The 15,912-nt window shown below is 68.2% G+C and carries 9 protein-coding genes and 2 tRNA genes; 3 read left to right on the top strand and 8 right to left on the bottom strand.

Annotated elements, in window-relative coordinates:
• Window positions 1-56: 56 nt before the first annotated feature.
• Window positions 57-866, bottom strand: a complete 810-nt coding sequence (locus tag OQ789_RS09200) for a phthiotriol/phenolphthiotriol dimycocerosates methyltransferase (RefSeq protein WP_324685148.1) — start codon at window positions 864-866, stop codon at window positions 57-59.
• A gap of 76 nt (window positions 867-942) precedes the next feature.
• Here OQ789_RS09200 and OQ789_RS09195 point away from each other — a divergent pair, with 76 nt between their 5' ends.
• The 3 genes from OQ789_RS09195 (at window position 943) to OQ789_RS09185 (ending at window position 4,435) form a co-directional block, all read left to right on the top strand.
• Complete coding sequence (locus tag OQ789_RS09195; protein ID WP_324685432.1) at window positions 943-2,664, top strand: AMP-binding protein; 1,722 nt, start codon at window positions 943-945, stop codon at window positions 2,662-2,664.
• 77 nt (window positions 2,665-2,741) lie between these two features.
• Window positions 2,742-3,467, top strand: a complete 726-nt coding sequence (locus OQ789_RS09190) for a class I SAM-dependent methyltransferase (RefSeq protein ID WP_324685146.1) — start codon at window positions 2,742-2,744, stop codon at window positions 3,465-3,467.
• Entirely contained in the window at window positions 3,464-4,435 is a 972-nt protein-coding gene (locus OQ789_RS09185; RefSeq protein ID WP_324685145.1) for a rhamnan synthesis F family protein, read from the top strand. The genes OQ789_RS09190 and OQ789_RS09185 overlap by 4 nt, the downstream gene beginning before the upstream one ends.
• A 3-nt stretch (window positions 4,436-4,438) precedes the next feature.
• Here the strand turns inward: OQ789_RS09185 and OQ789_RS09180 are convergent, their stop codons facing one another.
• From OQ789_RS09180 to OQ789_RS09150, 7 genes are all read right to left on the bottom strand, one after another.
• Entirely contained in the window at window positions 4,439-5,182 is a 744-nt protein-coding gene (locus tag OQ789_RS09180; RefSeq protein ID WP_324685143.1) for a GAP family protein, read from the bottom strand.
• Window positions 5,182-6,438: a glycosyltransferase gene (locus OQ789_RS09175; RefSeq protein ID WP_324685142.1), complete on the bottom strand. Its 1,257-nt coding sequence runs from the start codon at window positions 6,436-6,438 to the stop codon at window positions 5,182-5,184. The genes OQ789_RS09180 and OQ789_RS09175 overlap by 1 nt, the downstream gene beginning before the upstream one ends.
• A 34-nt stretch (window positions 6,439-6,472) precedes the next feature.
• Entirely contained in the window at window positions 6,473-7,930 is a 1,458-nt protein-coding gene (locus OQ789_RS09170; RefSeq protein WP_324685141.1) for an acyltransferase, read from the bottom strand.
• Window positions 7,921-14,298, bottom strand: a complete 6,378-nt coding sequence (gene pks2 / locus OQ789_RS09165; RefSeq protein WP_324685140.1) for a sulfolipid-1 biosynthesis phthioceranic/hydroxyphthioceranic acid synthase — start codon at window positions 14,296-14,298, stop codon at window positions 7,921-7,923. Before pks2 ends, OQ789_RS09170 begins: the two co-directional genes overlap by 10 nt.
• 325 nt (window positions 14,299-14,623) lie before the next feature.
• Window positions 14,624-14,696 (bottom strand) — tRNA-Ala (locus OQ789_RS09160).
• A 148-nt stretch (window positions 14,697-14,844) separates the two neighbouring features.
• Window positions 14,845-14,918, bottom strand: a tRNA-Ile gene (locus OQ789_RS09155).
• A 70-nt stretch (window positions 14,919-14,988) separates the two neighbouring features.
• Window positions 14,989-15,882, bottom strand: a complete 894-nt coding sequence (locus OQ789_RS09150) for a DUF3566 domain-containing protein (protein ID WP_324685139.1) — start codon at window positions 15,880-15,882, stop codon at window positions 14,989-14,991.
• Window positions 15,883-15,912 lie beyond the last annotated feature (30 nt).

The following is a 15,912-nucleotide window of genomic DNA, read 5'->3' as shown; positions in this document are numbered from 1 at the left end:
GGGAGCGTTAGTGTCACTCTGGGTGACGTCGGCACGAAGTTTTAACACACCATGCCTCAATCGTTGGCAAAGCAAAACAGCCGGTACGAGGCCTCGCCGCTGCCCAGGCGCCGGTAGATCAACGAGCCCGGCCCGCCCGCGTAGTCGTTGACGATGCCGCGCAACGGCGCGATGTTCGGCAGACGACGTGTGATCTGGTCGGCGAACCGGTTTCCCTCCAGCCCGCGCATCACCTCAGCGTTGATGACCCGTTCCGACACCAGCCGCAGGGGGATGTGGGCCAGGTCCGCCTCCCAGGCGGCGATTTCGTCGGCGTAGCGCATATCGGCGTACAAGAACCGCCCGCCCGGGCGCAGCACGCGCCGCACCTGGGCGAAGAACCGGGGAACGTCGTGGTAGTTGATCGCGGCTTCGACGTTGATCACCGCGTCGAAGGACCGATCGGGGAAGGGAAGGCTTTCGGAGTTGCCCTGCACGAAGCTCAGTCCGGGTACGTGGTGCCTCTTTCGGCAGAACTCGATGCCGACCGTGTTCAGGTCCAGGCCCACATAGGACGCCGGGCGCAAGGTCCGCATCAGATACGCGGCCCCGCCGCCATGGCCACAACTCACTTCCAGCACATCCTTGCCCGCGAGGTCCACCTGCGTGGCGGTGCGGTGGTAGAGCTGGATCGGGAACCGGTCGGCCTCGTCCAACGCCTCCAGCGCCAAAGCCATCGGCGGGTCTTCTTCGTACCCGTAATTCAGGAACAACACGTCGTCTTTAATCAGCAGGCGGCTCAAAAACCGGTAGCCGTACGTAAAACGCAAATTCGACAGCTTCAGCAAGACCCGGTTGCGATTCAGCCGGTCGATCACGCTTTCCATCGGCGTGCGTTTCAGCAGACCATCGTCTTTATTGCAAAGCCGCCGTGGCAATAACGGCCGGGGTAGCCTGACGCCCATGCTCAAGTCTCCCATTCCTGCCCTGCTGCGCGAACGCGCCAGCCTGCAGCCGAATCGGACGGCGTTCACGTTTATGAATTACGAGCAGAACCCGGACGGAATTGCCGAGGATTTGACATGGTCGCAACTGTATCGCCGGGTGTGCAACCTCGCACGCGAGCTTCGGGCATGCGGATCGACCGGCGACCGCGCCCTGATAGTGGCCCCCCAGGGGCTCGACTACATCACCGCCTTTCTCGGCGCGCTTCAGGCCGGCTTCATCGCGGTTCCGCTGGGTACCGGCAGCGACGAACGCGTCAGCTCGGTTCTGCGCGACGCGTCGCCGGCCGCGGTCCTCACGACATCGCCCGCCGCGAGCGACATCGCCGGCTGCCTGGGGCCGACGTCCGGCGCACCCGCTCCGTCGCTCATCGAAGTCGATCTGCTGGACCTCGACGCGAAGACGGCGCCCGCCGGGCGGCTCGAAAACTCAACGGACACCGTGTATCTGCAATACACCTCGGGATCGACCCGTACCCCCGCCGGGGTCATGGTTTCGCACAAGAATATTCTGGCCAACTTCGAGCATATGAATGCCGGCTTCTTCGGGGATTACGGCGGAATCGCACCACCGGACAGCACGATGGTCTCCTGGTTGCCGCTCTACCACGACATGGGTTTGCAGCTGGGAATCATCTTTTCGGTTCTCAGCGGGTTTCGCAGTGTACTCACGAGCCCGGTTTCCTTTCTGCAGCGGCCGGCCCGATGGATGCAATTGCTGGCACAGCACAGTCGCGCACATTCGGCGGCCCCCAACTTCGCCTTCGACCTGGCCGCCCGGAAAACGTCGGATGATGACCTCGCCGGTCTCGACCTTGGGGATGTGTCGTGCATCTTCAACGGCGGCGAGCGGGTACAGCCGGCGACACTGCGGCGCTTCGCCGAGCGGTTCGCCCGGTTCAACCTGCGGGACAAGGTGTTACGGCCATCGTATGGCTTGGCCGAAGCGACCTTGTATGTCTCGACCCGCGAAGCCGGTCATGCGCCGCAAATCGTTCATTTCGACTCCGAAGAGCTGACCACCGGCCGCGCCAAGCGGCGGGCGGATGAGGGCGGTACGGCGCTTGTCAGCTACGGCGTGCCGCGGTCGCCGATGGTGCGAATCGTCAATCCCGAGACCGGTACTGAATGTCCGCCGGGAATGACCGGTGAGATCTGGGTGCACGGAGACAATGTCGCCACCGGGTATTGGCAGAAGCCGGGCGAGTCCGAGCAGACGTTCGGCGCGACGCTGGTCGCGCCGTCGGCCGCAACCCCCGAAGGGCCGTGGCTGAGAACCGGGGACCTGGGCTTCGTCTATGACGGAGAGCTGTTCATGATCGGACGCACCAAGGATCTATTGATCGTGTACGGGCGCAATCACTCGCCCGACGACCTGGAGGGGACGATCCAGAGCGTCGCCCCGGGGCGGTGCGCGGCGATCGCGGTGCCGGACAACGGGACCGAGAAACTGGTCGCCATTGTCGAGCTCAAGAACCGGTCGGACGCCACGGGCGTCGCCGGTTTCGACGTGGTCAAACGCAAAGTCGCCTCTGCGATTTCCGACGCGCACGGCCTCAGCATCGCGGATCTCGTTGTGGTGGCTCCTGGTTCGATCCCGATTACCACTAGCGGCAAGGTCAGAAGGGCGGCGTGCGTCGAGCGCTACCGCCAGAATCAGTTCGCCCGCCTGGACGCGTAGTGCCGGGGCCACGGGCGGTCGCGGAGTTCGCGTACTGGTCACACTATTCGTTGCGGGAGAACGGGCCGAGGTTCGCGTTGGGCCCCCGGCATGCGCACTGGCGCCTACCGGCTCGTCATCGCTATCAGTCATGCGTCGAAGACAAGTACGGTGTCGAGATCGGCGGTCCGAGTGTGCTTTTCAAAACGGTGCTGCCGCTCTATCCCAGGGTCCGGGGTTTGGACGGCGTCAACTTCGCCACGCAGACCCTCTGGGAGGGACGGATCGAAGCCGGCGCGGGTTACCGGTACTACCGCGCCAAGCCCGGTCGCCAATTCGTCGCCGACGCGACCGCGCTGCCCGATTTCGCAACTGCTCAGTACGACTTCCTGCTGTCCTCCAATTGCCTAGAGCACATCGCGAACCCGTTGAAGGCGCTGGTGGAATGGACGAGGGTCCTCAAGGTCGGCGGGGCCTTGATACTCGTCGTGCCCAACAAAGAGAACAACTTCGACCGCCGGCGTGCGGTCACGACCTTCGGGCACCTGCTCGACGACTTCACCCTGGACGTCGGCGAGGACGATTTGACCCATCTCGACGAGATCCTGGCACTCCACGACCTGCGCCGGGACTGGCCGGCCGGCGGCCGCCGGCGGTTCAGGGAACGAAGCCGGCGGAACTTTCAGAACCGAACCCTGCACCACCATGTGTTCGATGTCGCGCTGATCGAAGCGATGCTGCACCACGGTGGATTGCGGATCGTGGATGTGACGTCCACGCGTACCGACTTTTTCGCACTCGCCGTGAAAACCGGTGCTGCGTGAAACTCTCGGACGCGTTGCGAACGGAGTCCGAGCGCACCTTGGCGTCGCTGCGATACCGGCTGGGCGGCAACGCTTTACGATTCGTTTGCGAGAGTCACCTGGAGCTTCCGCCGCAACCGCCGAGCGGCCGCCGCACCCTCGTGCTGTTCGCGCACTTCGACCAGCAGGGCATCGTCGATCCTTATGTCACCTATTACCTGGAGGCGCTGCACCGACTCGGGGCGACCATCGTCTTCGTTTCCGGTTCGGCCTCGCTCTCGCCGGGGTCGGTCGCGCCCATCCATCCCCTGTGCGCGGGTATCTACACCCGCCGCACGCTTGCTTTCGACTTCGGCTCGTGGCACCTCGCGTGGTGCATCCTCACGCGGCGCGGCTGGTCGCTGGATCAGTTCGATCGCCTGGTCCTCGCCAACGACAGCGTCTTCGGTCCGCTCTTTCCGCTCGAAGAGATGTGGGGCTCGTTCCACGGCGCGGACATGTACGGCGCCATCGAGAACACCCAGATGGCCTCCCACCTGCAGTCCTTTTTCCTGGCCTGGGACCTCAATTCCCGCACCCGCGCCTTCCTCAACGAACTTTGGGACGACTTCGACTACATCACCCACCGGGGCGCCCTGCTCTGGCGGTACGAGGTCGGCCTGTCCCGGCGGGCGCGAGGGGCCGGGCTCGATGTCAAACCGTTCGTCTCCGCCGACGCGATCAGGACCGCCCGGGGCCGCCCGGCGCGGCTGTGGCGCAGCACCCGGACCGGGTGGAACAACGGCACCCTCTACTTCTGGGACGGCCTCATCGAGGATTTCCGATTCCCCTTCCTGAAGGCGAAGGTGGTGCGCGACAAGCGATTGCACGGGTCCGTCACGCGCCTGCGCGACGTCGTCGAGCAACACACCGCCTATCCCTATCGCCTCATCCAATCGAACGCCGACAGGCTCGTCCGCGGGAGTCGTGTCCCGCCCGCCGCCAGATAGGACTCAGACGCTGCCCAGGCCCGCGGCGATCAGCAGCACCCCTGCCACGGCGGGTGCGGCGATCAGAATCCGCCGCCGTTGCGCGACGGCAAACCGCCGCAACCGCTGCACGAGCGCATGGGTTTGCACGGGCATGACGAGGTAGCTCACCAGGGGGACCTCCACGCAGACGAGCACCACGAGCGTGAATATCACGACTGCGCCCAGCTGCGTGCCGAGTGCGGCTCCCGACGAGACGATGACGACGAGCACGACCAGATAGTCGATGGGCGGCATCGTCGACACCAGGCCGATCCCGAACGCGAGCCACGGGTTGCCGCCCTGCAACGCGCGGCCGGCGCGGGCCCTCATCCGGGCGATTGCGGTCGAGGTGAGGGGCTGGCGGTCCGCAGCCGACGGAAACCCGCCGTACGTCGGCACTTCGACGTGCCGGCGCGGCCGGAACCTCGCCGCCACCGCAGCCGCGATCAGTAACCCGATCACGCCGACGACGATCTGGAAATACCCGCCGGTGAATCGGGAAGCCGCGGACCTCATGTCGGCCATGACCGGCGGCACGGAGCTACGCGTCGCCAGCATCAGGCCGAAAATCCCGGCCGCCGGGCCGATACCGGCCGCCAGGCCGCCCAGCCAGTACGCGACCAGGTTGCGCCTGGGCCGCAGGCGCGACATCAAGAGCGCCACGATGACCAGGCGCGTCGGGTCTGTGGCCACCCAGAGTGCGAGTACCAGCACAGTGGCCCACATCAGGCCACACCCTTACGGACCGCGACGCCCTCCAGGAGATCGGCTGCCGCGGCGACGCTTTCGGCCGGGTCGGTCATTCGGGTGGCCATCGCCCCGGCGCGGGCCGCATATTGCGGCGCGAGAACGCGGCGCAGCTGTGTGACGAGCGCCCTGCGGGTGACGGACGACAGGCGTTGCGCACGACCGACTTTCATGCGCACCGCCTGTGCCGCCCACATGGGCTGATCGGCCACATCCCACAGGATCAGCATCGGGATTCCGGCCCGCAGGGCGGCCGCCGTGGTGCCCGCGCCGCCGTGGTGGACGGCCGCGCGGCAGAGCGGAAAGATTGTCGCGTAGTTCACCGGGCCCACCAATTTCACGTCGCCGGCATCCCCGACCATGGTGGACTCGCCCGCATCGCAATAGATCAGGGCCCGTTCGCCGAGCTCCGCGCAGGCGGCGACGATCGTGGCGATCGTGTCGGCCGGAGATTGGACCCCTGTGCTGCCGAAGCCGAAGTAGATGGGCGGGGATGCCGCGCCGATCCATGTCGCGACCTCGCCGTCGGCATCGGTCGGCAGCCGGAGCGTCAGCGCACCGACGAAGGGCCGCCGCCCCTGCCATTCGGCCGCGAGGCCCGGAAAGCACGCCGCGTCGTAGGCCTGGATTTCGAGCGTCCCGCGTTCCGCCATCCGCCTCGCCGCGGGGCCCACCGCCCGCGGTAGGCCGAGTTCACGACGTTGCGTGTCGTCGGCGTCCTTGGTGATGCGCGCATAGAGCCACCAGGCCGCCCGCAACGTGGAGCGGACCAGGGGCGCCGGAGACGGTATCGCCGGCAGGGCAAGCTGCCCGTTGACGCAGATCGGCATGTGGTGGATCGCCGCCAGCGGAATGTCGTAGTACTCGGCGACATTGGCGACCACGCCGTGGTATGTCTGGCCGGTCGCCAGCAGGTCGGCGCCGCCCGCCAGCGAGGTCAGCGTCCGGCCCATCTGCGCCCAGCCCTCGACGAAGAGATCCTGGCCGGCGCGCACCAGGTTGACGGGGTTCTGCGGCGTGAAGGCGTGGTGAACGAAGTCGGCGAGCGCGCTGGACTGCGCGCGGGAATCCGGGCCGTACGCGGAAGCGCTGAGGCCGGCCGACTCGACGAACCCGACCAGGTCCGGCGGGACCGCCACGCGTACGTCGTGTCCCCTGCTCAGCAGCTCCAAACCGACTGCGGCGCAGGGCTCGACGTCACCGCGAGTCCCATGTGCGGCCAAGACGATCTTCATCGGCGAAACCCGGCCCCTCCCTGGCATTCCGTTGTCAGGAAACCTGTACCGCGGCGCCCGTATAGCGCCTGTCCACGACTCGGTGCAACACGGACTTCATCGCACTCACGTACCGGATCACCGATTCCTTCGCGATCGGATTCTTCGGGAGGTTCACCCACATCGATACCTCGTCGAAGAGCCGGATGATCGAGAAGTACAGGTGCGCCGGATCTCTGGGGTCGCAGTAGATGCTGACATTCGCATCTTTCATGTGGGAGGTGACGGTGGCGGAGAAGGGCGGCAGGCCCGCGTCCATGTAGTTGACCATCGTGCAGTTGGGGCCCCATGGCCTGAGCCAGGGTGCCAGCCTCAAGATTTCGTTGAACGATACGTTGGCGAGGTCCATGTTCGAGTCGAAGGACGCCTGCGCGGCACGGGCGGTCTCGTCGAAGGACGCCGGGTTCACCGGCACGGTGAACGGGACGACGCCGGTGAACCAGCCCATCGTCGCGAACTCCGCCAGCGACCGGCGCTTGTCGGTCGGCGCCAGGCCGTAATATGTTGTGGCGCCGGTCAGCTCATACTGCGCGAGGGCTATACAAGCAAACAGTCCGCCGCTGACGCGTGCCCCCGCCGCGATGCAGCGGGATTCGAATTCGGCCGTCTGTTGCTGATCCATCAGCCGATCGACCACCACGTCGCCGCCCGCGGGCCGCGACAGGTCACCGAGTGGCAGCGGGAAGTCCGGCAGGGTTCCGCCGTTGTTTTCGGCGAATTCGATCCACGCGCGGACCTCGGTGGAATCCAGGGTCAGGGTCGCCACGTGCTGCTGCTCGCGGATGCAGAAGTCGTCATGACTGGACGGAAGCGGCGCCTGCACGAGCGCCCGGCCCGCCACCAGCACACGGTAATTCATCACGATTTCGGTGTATAAGCCCGAGATGATGGTCGGGTCGCAGTGCAGGTGGTCGACGATCGCGAAGATGGTGAAGTGGTCGCCACGCTGAATGATGCCGAACCTGAAGCAATCCCAGTGCAGCGGGTCCGGAGTGGACATTACGTACTGCTGCCACTCGTTTGGCGTCAGGTTGTCCTGGCGGACCGGGATGAACTCGATGTCGGCGGGGTCGGCGATGGTGTGCCGCACGATGCTTTTCGCGTCACCGCAGCTTTCCGCGTCGTCGTACTCGAACCAACTGTGGTACGTCTTGTGCCGGCGCAGGTGCGAGTTGATCACGTAACTCATGGCGCGGACGTCGCATCGACCGGGTTCGTCTCCGCAGCCGATCACCAGGCGGGCATAGTCGAGCCCCCGTGCCGCATATCGGGAAAAGCCGCGCAGGTGCGCGTCTTGCATTGCGCTCAGCGGTACCTCGCTGATCGGAGCTTGCCAGGCTTTAGCCAGCGAGGTGGGCGACGGGTGCCAGGACACGATCCTGCCCGCCTCCGGCACCCAGTCGTGGACCGTTCCGACGAACAGTCCGCGCGACGGCCCTGCACCTATGAACACCCTTCGCTCCTTTGGTCCACCTGCGGCCCGGACGATGCGGGATCCAGCCTCTCGCGGAGCTTTTCGCGGAGCAATTCGGCCAGGCCCTGAATGGTGGTGATGTCGTTGGTGGTGACGCGGATGCCCGTCTCCGCCTCGATGCGGGTGCGCAGCTCCAGGTTGCCCATGGAGTCGAGCCCGTATTCGGAAAGGGGATGATCCGGGTCGATGGTGCGGCGCAGAATCAGGCTCACCGCGTCGGAGATCATGCGGCGCAGCCGCACGGGCCACTCCTGCGCCGGCAGCGCGTGCAGCTCGTTCAGCAATGTTCCGGCGTCCGAATGGGTTTGGTCGTTGGAGCGGAACGCTTCGGCGAACCGGCTGCGTTGCGCGTAGGCCGCGAACCACGGGGTTCCGGCCAGGTCCGCATACCCGGAGTACGCGCGGTCGTGGCGCAGCAGGGCCGCGAACGCCTCGGCACCGTCGTCGGCCGTGAAGGCGGTGTCACGCCAGTGCGCGATGGCGGTGCCCTCGCCGTCGTGGCCGGGTGTGAGCCCGTCGCCGGCGCGCAGCTCGGCGGCGCGACCTACCTCGGCCCACAGCCCCCACCCGATCGCGGTGGCGGGCAGTCCCCGAGCCCGGCGGCGCCGCGCGAAGGAGTCCAGCCAGCCGTTGGCGGCGGCGTACGCCCCCTGCCCGGGGGAGCCCACCAGGCCGACCGCCGAGGAGAACAAGCAGAACCAGTCCAGGGCGAGGGTGGCCGTGGCCCGATGTAAGTTCCACGCGCCGTGCACCTTTGGCGCCCAGTTGCGGTCGATGAGTTCGTCGGTCATGTCGGCCAGCATCGCGTTTTCGAAGACCGCGGCGGCGTGTAGCACCCCGCGCAACGGGCGGCCGGTGGCGGTCGCGGCGCTCACCAACCGCGTCGCCGTATCGGCGTCGGTGATGTCGCCGCATTCCACCGCGATGTCGGTGCCCATGGCCCGGATCAGTTCGATCGTTTCCAACGTCTTGGGACTGGGTTCGGAGCGTGAGCTGAGCACGATGCGACCGCAGCCGCCCGCGGCCATCTTCTCGGCGAGAAAGAGCCCGATGCCGCCCAGCCCGCCGGTGACGATGTAGGAGCCGTCCTGCCGGAAGGGCCGGGCCTGCCCTGGCGGGACGACGACGCGGGCCGGCCCGGACCGGGCGACGTCGAGGACGGCCTTGCCCGTCAGCGCTGCCGCGTCGATTGCGCGGATGGCCGCGGCCGCATCGCCGAGGGGGTAGTGCGTGCTCTGGGGCGGCGGCAGCGCGCCTTCCGCGGCGAGCCGGTACACCGTGCGCAGCAGGTCGCCGATGCGGTTGGGATGGCACTGCGACATCAGCGCCAGGTCGACGTAGTGGAACGTGAGATTGCGCTGGAACACAGCGAGGTCCAGCCGGGTGCCGGCGCGGACGCCGTGCTGACCGATCTCCACAAATCGACCCCCGGCACGCAGCACGTCCAGTCCGGCGCGCTGCGCCGCGCCGGGCAGGGGGTTGAGCACGATGTCGACGCCTTCCCCGTCGGTTTCGCGGCCGATCCGCTCAGCGAAGTCGGTGCCGTGGGAGTCGTAGACGTGCCCGATCCCCAAGTCGTGCAGCAGTTCCCGACGCTCCGGGGTGCCTGCGGTGGCGAAGATCTCGGCTCCGGCGGCCCGCGCGATCGCGATCGCCGCGCGCCCCACGCTGCCGGTCGCGGAGTGGATCAACACCCGGTCGCTACCGGTCACCCTGGCCTGATCGTGCAGGGCATACCACGCGACGGCGTGCGGGGTGGTCACCGCCGCCGCCCGGGCCTCGGTGAGACCCGGCGGCAGCGTCACGGCCAGGCGGGCGTCACAGGTGACGAAGGTGGCCCAGCAACCGCTTTCGGAAAAACCGCCGACGCGGTCCCCCACCCGGTGGTCCGTCACGTCGGAACCCACCGCGGTCACGACGCCGGCAAAATCCATACCGAGCTGCCGTCGGTCGCCGTCCATATCGGGATGCCCCGCACAGGCCAACAAGACATCCGCGAAGTTGACACCGGCGGCGCCCACCCTGACCTCGATCTCGCCGGGCCCCGGTGGAACGCGTTGACACGCGGCCAGTTCCATCGTCTGCGCGTCCCCGGGCGTCCGGATCTGCACGCGCATGCCGTCGTGCCGGGGGTCCAGCACGGCGGTCCGCCGTTCCTCGGGGCGTAGCGGTGCGGGCCCCAGGCGCGCCACGTACCACTGGCCGCCTCGCCAGGCTGTCTCGTCCTCCTCCGAGTCGCCCAGCAGCTGTCGGGCCAGTTGCTCGGCCTCGCCGTGCTCGTCCAGGTCGAGCTGCGTGGCGCGCAGATGCGGATACTCGGTGTTGATCGCCCGCACCAGGCCGCGCAGCCCGGCCTGCTCGAGGTTCGCCACGTCGCCGGGCAACACGCTCTGGGCGTTGCGGGTGACGACGTAGAGCCGCGGCGGGTCTCCGCCGATCTTGGTGATTTCCCGGGTAATTCGCGCCAGGTGACGCACCTGGTCCGCGCCGGGCGGGCCCCCCGCGACCTCCGGGTCGCCGTTGTCGGAGCCGGTGAGTATGACGATCCCGCCGACCCCGTCGGCAAGATGGGAGCCGAGGGAGTCCGTGTTGGCCTGGTGATCGACGTGCTGCGGCCACGTCATGGTCGCGCACCCGGCGCCCTCGATTTTCAGCGCATCGGCCAGCCCGGTCGCCATCAGATCGGCGGTGGCGGAAGTACTGATCAGCAGGCACTTTCGCGGGCCGGCGTGATCCACCTCGGGCAGGTCGCGCTGCTTCCACTCGATGGCCAGCAGCCGTTCGTTCAGTACGCGCTCGCGGTTTGCGCTCTCGGAAGTTCCGGTCCCGAGCTGCAATCCGCGCACGGCCAGCAGGACTGTCCCGTCCTCGTCGAGCACATCGAGGTCCGCCTCCAGGGCGGCCCCGTCGGCCCGCGTCAGCGTCGTATGGCAGTAACGCGCGGTGCGGGCGGGACCGTAGGCCCGGATCCGGCGCAGGCCCAGCGGCAGCAGCAGCCCGGCGTAGCGCGCGCCCCGGATGCTGAAGTGGGCCGCCACCGACTGGAAACACGCGTCCAGCAGGGCGGGATGCACCCCGTAGGCGTGGTGCTGCGAGCGCAGCGGACCGGGCAGGCCCACCTCGGCCAGCACCGTGTCGACCGCCTCGTCTGCGTGGTGCACCGCGGCCAGTCCGGCGAAGGCCGGGCCGTACTGCAAGCCGTGCCCGTCGAACTGCGTGCGCAGCTCGGTCCCTTCCAGCCGGCACGGGTAGGCCGCGAAGAGGGCGGGCATGTCGTATGCCGGTGGGCGGTCCTCGTCCGCCACCGGGTGCAGCGCCGCGGTCGCCCGGCGGGTCTGCGCGCCGTCCTGGACGGTCTGCACCGCGAAATCGACTGCGCCCGTTGCGGTCACCGAGGCAACCGCCGAGACAGGCGTCTCGTCGTCGAGCAACAGCATCGTCTCGAAGCGGACGTCGCGGGCTTCGGAGCTCTCGCCGAAAATCGTGCGGGCCGCGGCCATCGCCATCTCGCAGTAGGCCGCGCCCGGCAGGGCGGCCACCAGGTGTACCCGGTGGTCGCCCAGCCACGGGTGTGCCGCCGTACCGGCCTCGCCCTGCCAGACATGGCGCTCGGGCTCCTCGTGCAATCGCACGTGCGCCCCCAGCAGCGGGTGCGCCGGCACCGAACCGATGCGTGCCCGCGGATCCGGAGCCTTGCGGGTCAGCAGCAACGGGCGGTGGGTCCAGGTGGGCAGTGGGGCGTCCACCAGCCGGCCGGCCGGGTGGATCGCCGAAAAGTCCATCGCCGCACCGGCGCTGAACAGGTCGGCCAAAAAGCCGCGCAATCCGTGCGGCAGCGCCTGCTCGCGGCGCATGGCGGCGAGCGCGGCCACCGGCATGCCGGCGCTGCCTGCGGTCTGCTCGACGGCGTGGGTGAGCAGGGGGTGCGGGGCCAACTCGGCGAAGACCCGGTGGCCGTCCTCCAGCGCGGCCTCCACCGCCGCGGCGAAACGCACCATGTGCCGCAGATTGTCCGACCAGTACCAGGCGTCGCACACGGGCTGCTCGCGGGGATCGAAAGCGGTCGCGGTGTAGAAGGGCACCCGCGGAGTCATGGGTGCCAGCCCCGCCAGGGCATCGCACAGCTCGTCGAGGATCGGATCGACCTGGGGGGAGTGCGAGGCGACGTCGACGGCGATCTCGCGGGCCAGCACGTCGCGCTGCTCCCACGCGGTCACCAGGTCGCGCACCGGCTGCGCGGCACCGCCGATCACCGTGGAATGGGGTGAGGCCACCACCGCCAGCGCGACGTCATCGACGCCGCGGGCCATCAGTTCCAGCAGCACTTGCTCGGCAGGCAGGTCCACCGAGGCCATCGCTCCGGAACCGGCGATCGTCGACATCAGTCGCGAGCGGCGGCAGATCACCCGCACCCCGTCTTCGAGCGAGAGCGCCCCAGCGACCACCGCGGCCGCGGCCTCGCCCATCGAGTGGCCGATCACCGCCCCCGGCTGCACCCCGTACGCCCTCATCGCGTCCGCCAGCGCGACCTGCATGGCGAACAGCGAGGGCTGGATCCGATCGATCCCGGTCACCGTATCCGGCATCGAAATCGCTTGTGTGACAGAGAAACCTGACTCGGCGGCGATCAGCGGCTCCAGCTTGCCGATGGTCGCGGCCACCACCGGTTCGGTGGCGAGGAGTTCGGCTCCCATCGCGGCCCACTGCGAGCCCTGCCCGGAGAACAGCCAGACCGGACCCCGGTCGTCCTGGCCGGCCGCGGGTAAAAAGGGAAATTCGTCGGCGGCGACCGCGCGCAGGCGGGCGGTGAGGTCGGTCAGGCCGTCCGCGATGACGGCGGTGCGCACCGGGCGGTGGGCGCGGCGACGAGCCAGGGTGTAGGCGAGATCGCTCGCCGCAACGCGTTGTTCGCGTGCGTCGAGCCAATCGGCGAGCCGTCCGGCGGTGTGCCGCAGCCCGTCCGCCGACGTCGCCGACAGCGCAAACAGTCGCGTGCCGGCGTGCCCCGGCGTGATCGCGTCGCCCGGTGCGGTCGCCTCGGGAGCCTGCTCGACGATCGCGTGCACGTTGGTGCCCGAGAACCCGTACGACGACACCGCCGCCCGCCGCGGACCCCGGTCCGCATCGTCGGGCCATTGCATAGTCGCTTGCGGCACAAAGAGTTTGGTGTCGATTTCGGCCATCTCGTCGGGCAGGCGGGCGAAATGCAGGTTGCGCGGTATCACGCCGTGCCGCACGGCGAGGATCGCCTTCATCAGGCCCAGCGCTCCCGCGGCCGACTGGGTGTGACCGAAATTGGTCTTCACCGATGCCAACGCGCAGGGCCCGTCGAGGCCATAGACCTCGGCCAGGCCGGCGTATTCGATGGGATCGCCGACGGGGGTGCCGGGACCGTGTGCCTCCACCATGCCGACGGTGGACGCGTCGACGCCCGCCGCGGCCAGTGCCGCTCGATAGGCCTCGACTTGCGCCGCCCGCGACGGCGTCACGATGTTCACGGTGTGGCCGTCTTGATTGGCGGCGCTGCCGCGCACCACGGCCAGGATCCGATCGCCCGCGGCGATCGCGTCGGGTAACCGCTTGAGCAAGAAGACGACGCAGCCCTCGCCCACCACGAACCCGTCGGCGGCGACGTCGAACGCGTGGCAGCGTCCGGTCGGCGACAGCATGCCGATGGCAGAACCCGAACACGATTTGCGGGGTTCCAGCGACACCGATGCGCCCCCCGCCAACGCGATGTCGCTTTCGCCGTCGCGCAGGCTTCGGAGGGCCATGTGGACCGCGGCGAGCCCGGACGAGCATGCGGTGTCCACCGTCATCGCCGGGCCGCGCAGTCCCAGTGCGTAGGCGATCCGCCCCGAACCCATGGCGAAGCTGTTGCCCAGGTATCCGTAGGGGCCCTCCAGCGCGTCGGCCTCGGCATGCATGAGTTGGTAGTCGCCATGCATCAACCCCATGAACACGCCGGTCTGCGATCCGGCCAGCGCCTGCGGGGTCAGGCCGCCGTGCTCGATAGCCTCCCAGGAGGTTTCCAGCAGCAGGCGATGCTGCGGATCCATCGCGGTGGCCTCTGTTTCGGTGATGCCGAAGAACTCGGCATCAAAGCCCGCGATGTCGTCGAGGAACGCGCCCCACTTGCACACCGAGCGTCCCGGCACACCGGCCTGCGGGTCGTAGTACTCGTCGGCGTCCCACCGGTCCGGCGGAATCTCGGTGACCAGGTCGTCGCCGCGCAGCAACGCCTCCCACAACTGTTCGGGAGAGACGATGCCGCCGGGTAACCGGCACGCCATGCCGATAACGGCGACGGGGCCGGGAGACGCTGCGTCTACCCGGGCCGTCGACATCGCCGATCCCGAATCCCCACCCCGTTGCGGACTAGCCCCGACAAATCCGCTTCCTCCTGATAGCAAAGGTGGAAATGCGCAGTGGGCGCTCCTATCGCCGGGTAGCAACCTCCCGGTCGTCGGGCCGCATGTTGCGGCGCCAATCTGGGGAGTGTGTGGTCAGGATGAAGCTTTCTGCAGGTCAGTCGCCTCGCAGCGGTGGTGGCTCGAAGGTTACGCGCTTAGGCAACAGATGGTAGCGGACACCGTCGGGCCGCGTCGGCTTCCGCGAGCAAAAAGTGGATGGTGCCCGAGTCAACTCGGCGTACGGGCTTCCGGAAAAGGGTGGAGCCTAGGGGAATCGAACCCCTGACACCCGCCTTGCAAAGGCGGTGCTCTACCAACTGAGCTAAGGCCCCGGATCGTGACTGCGTGGCTGACCCTGGTCATCCACCGCCACGTGCCAGACCTCGACTCCACGTCGTGACCACGCCACCGCTGCCGATACGGCGATGAGTCCCAGCGGCAGTGCGAGCCTTACGCAACGTCTTGACGGGCACATGGTTGTGGGCCTAGGAGGACTCGAACCTCCGACCTCTTCGTTATCAGCGAAGCGCTCTAACCGCCTGAGCTATAGGCCCGTACACGCGTACGGCCGAGCGACGAGATTACCGCAATCCGCGCCCGACTCCCAAAAGCGCAGCACCCACGCTAGTCGCGGTCCGCCAGCGTGACCTCGACGCCGCCGATCAGATCGGTCGTCAAGTTGTAGACGAACGCGGCGATGGTGGCCATCGCGGTCAGCAGCACGACATTCACCAGGCCGATCAGGACGGCGCCGCCGAAAATCGTGCCGCTGGACACCAGTTCGCCGCTGCTGCCGCTGGTGTTGTTGAGCAGGTCGCCGACATTGCTGTTCAACTTCGACCACACGCCCATGCCGCCGAGCACCAGGTAGAGAAACGCGACGGCGATCATCCAGACGAAGAACAGCGCCACCGAGAGCAGCAGTGACACCTTCAGCGTGCTCCACGGATCGATGCGGCGGATCTGCATGCTGGCGCGCACCGGGCCTCGCGTCCGGCGCGACACCTGCACCCGGTTGTCGCGGTTCTCCCGGACTTCCCGGCTGTCGGCGGTGGCCGGACGTGCGCCTCGCGATCCGCTCGGCGCCTCCGCGGGCCGCTCGGCGGCCGGCTTGCGTTGCGGGCCGCGCGGCACCGGGCCGGACAGATCCGGTAGCTCGCTGGCGTAGGCCTCACTCGGCGAGCTCTCACTGCGGGTCGATGCGGACTCCGGTTGCTTGGCGTGGGCCGGAGCACCGGTCCCCGGTGCCGAAGTGCCGGAGATGAAGCGGTTCAGCCGGGCCTCGACGCCGCCGGCCTGGCCCGATGATCGCTTCTCGGTGAAGGGCTCGCTCTGCCGTGACGCGGACTCCTGGGGCCGGGCGCCACCGCGCTGCCACGGTGGTCCCTCTCCGCCCTCCTGGGTGCGCCCGCCCTGTGCGGGCGGCGTCGTGCGGCGCACACCCGCGCGCTCGGCCGAACCATCCCCGCCGGGGCCATCCCCCGTGTTGGGGGTGCCCGGCTCGTTCGGTGAGGTCACCCCGACTCCTTAGGTCTCCTACCCTGGCCG

It is taken from the genome of Mycobacterium sp. 94-17 (assembly GCF_035617725.1).
Classification (GTDB): domain Bacteria; phylum Actinomycetota; class Actinomycetes; order Mycobacteriales; family Mycobacteriaceae; genus Mycobacterium.
Note: the sequence above shows the minus strand (reverse complement) of the source record. Positions and strands in the feature narration are given on the sequence as shown.

Bases quoted from the DNA above. Each gene is read 5' to 3' on its own strand.
- OQ789_RS09195 (WP_324685432.1), top strand. From the start codon at position 943: ATGCTCAAGTCTCCCATTCCTGCCCTGCTGCGCGAACGCGCCAGCCTG.
- OQ789_RS09175 (WP_324685142.1), bottom strand. From the start codon at position 6,438: ATGAAGATCGTCTTGGCCGCACATGGGACTCGCGGTGACGTCGAGCCC.
- OQ789_RS09200 (WP_324685148.1), bottom strand. From the start codon at position 866: ATGGAAAGCGTGATCGACCGGCTGAATCGCAACCGGGTCTTGCTGAAG.
- OQ789_RS09180 (WP_324685143.1), bottom strand. From the start codon at position 5,182: ATGTGGGCCACTGTGCTGGTACTCGCACTCTGGGTGGCCACAGACCCG.
- pks2 (WP_324685140.1), bottom strand. From the start codon at position 14,298: ATGTCGACGGCCCGGGTAGACGCAGCGTCTCCCGGCCCCGTCGCCGTT.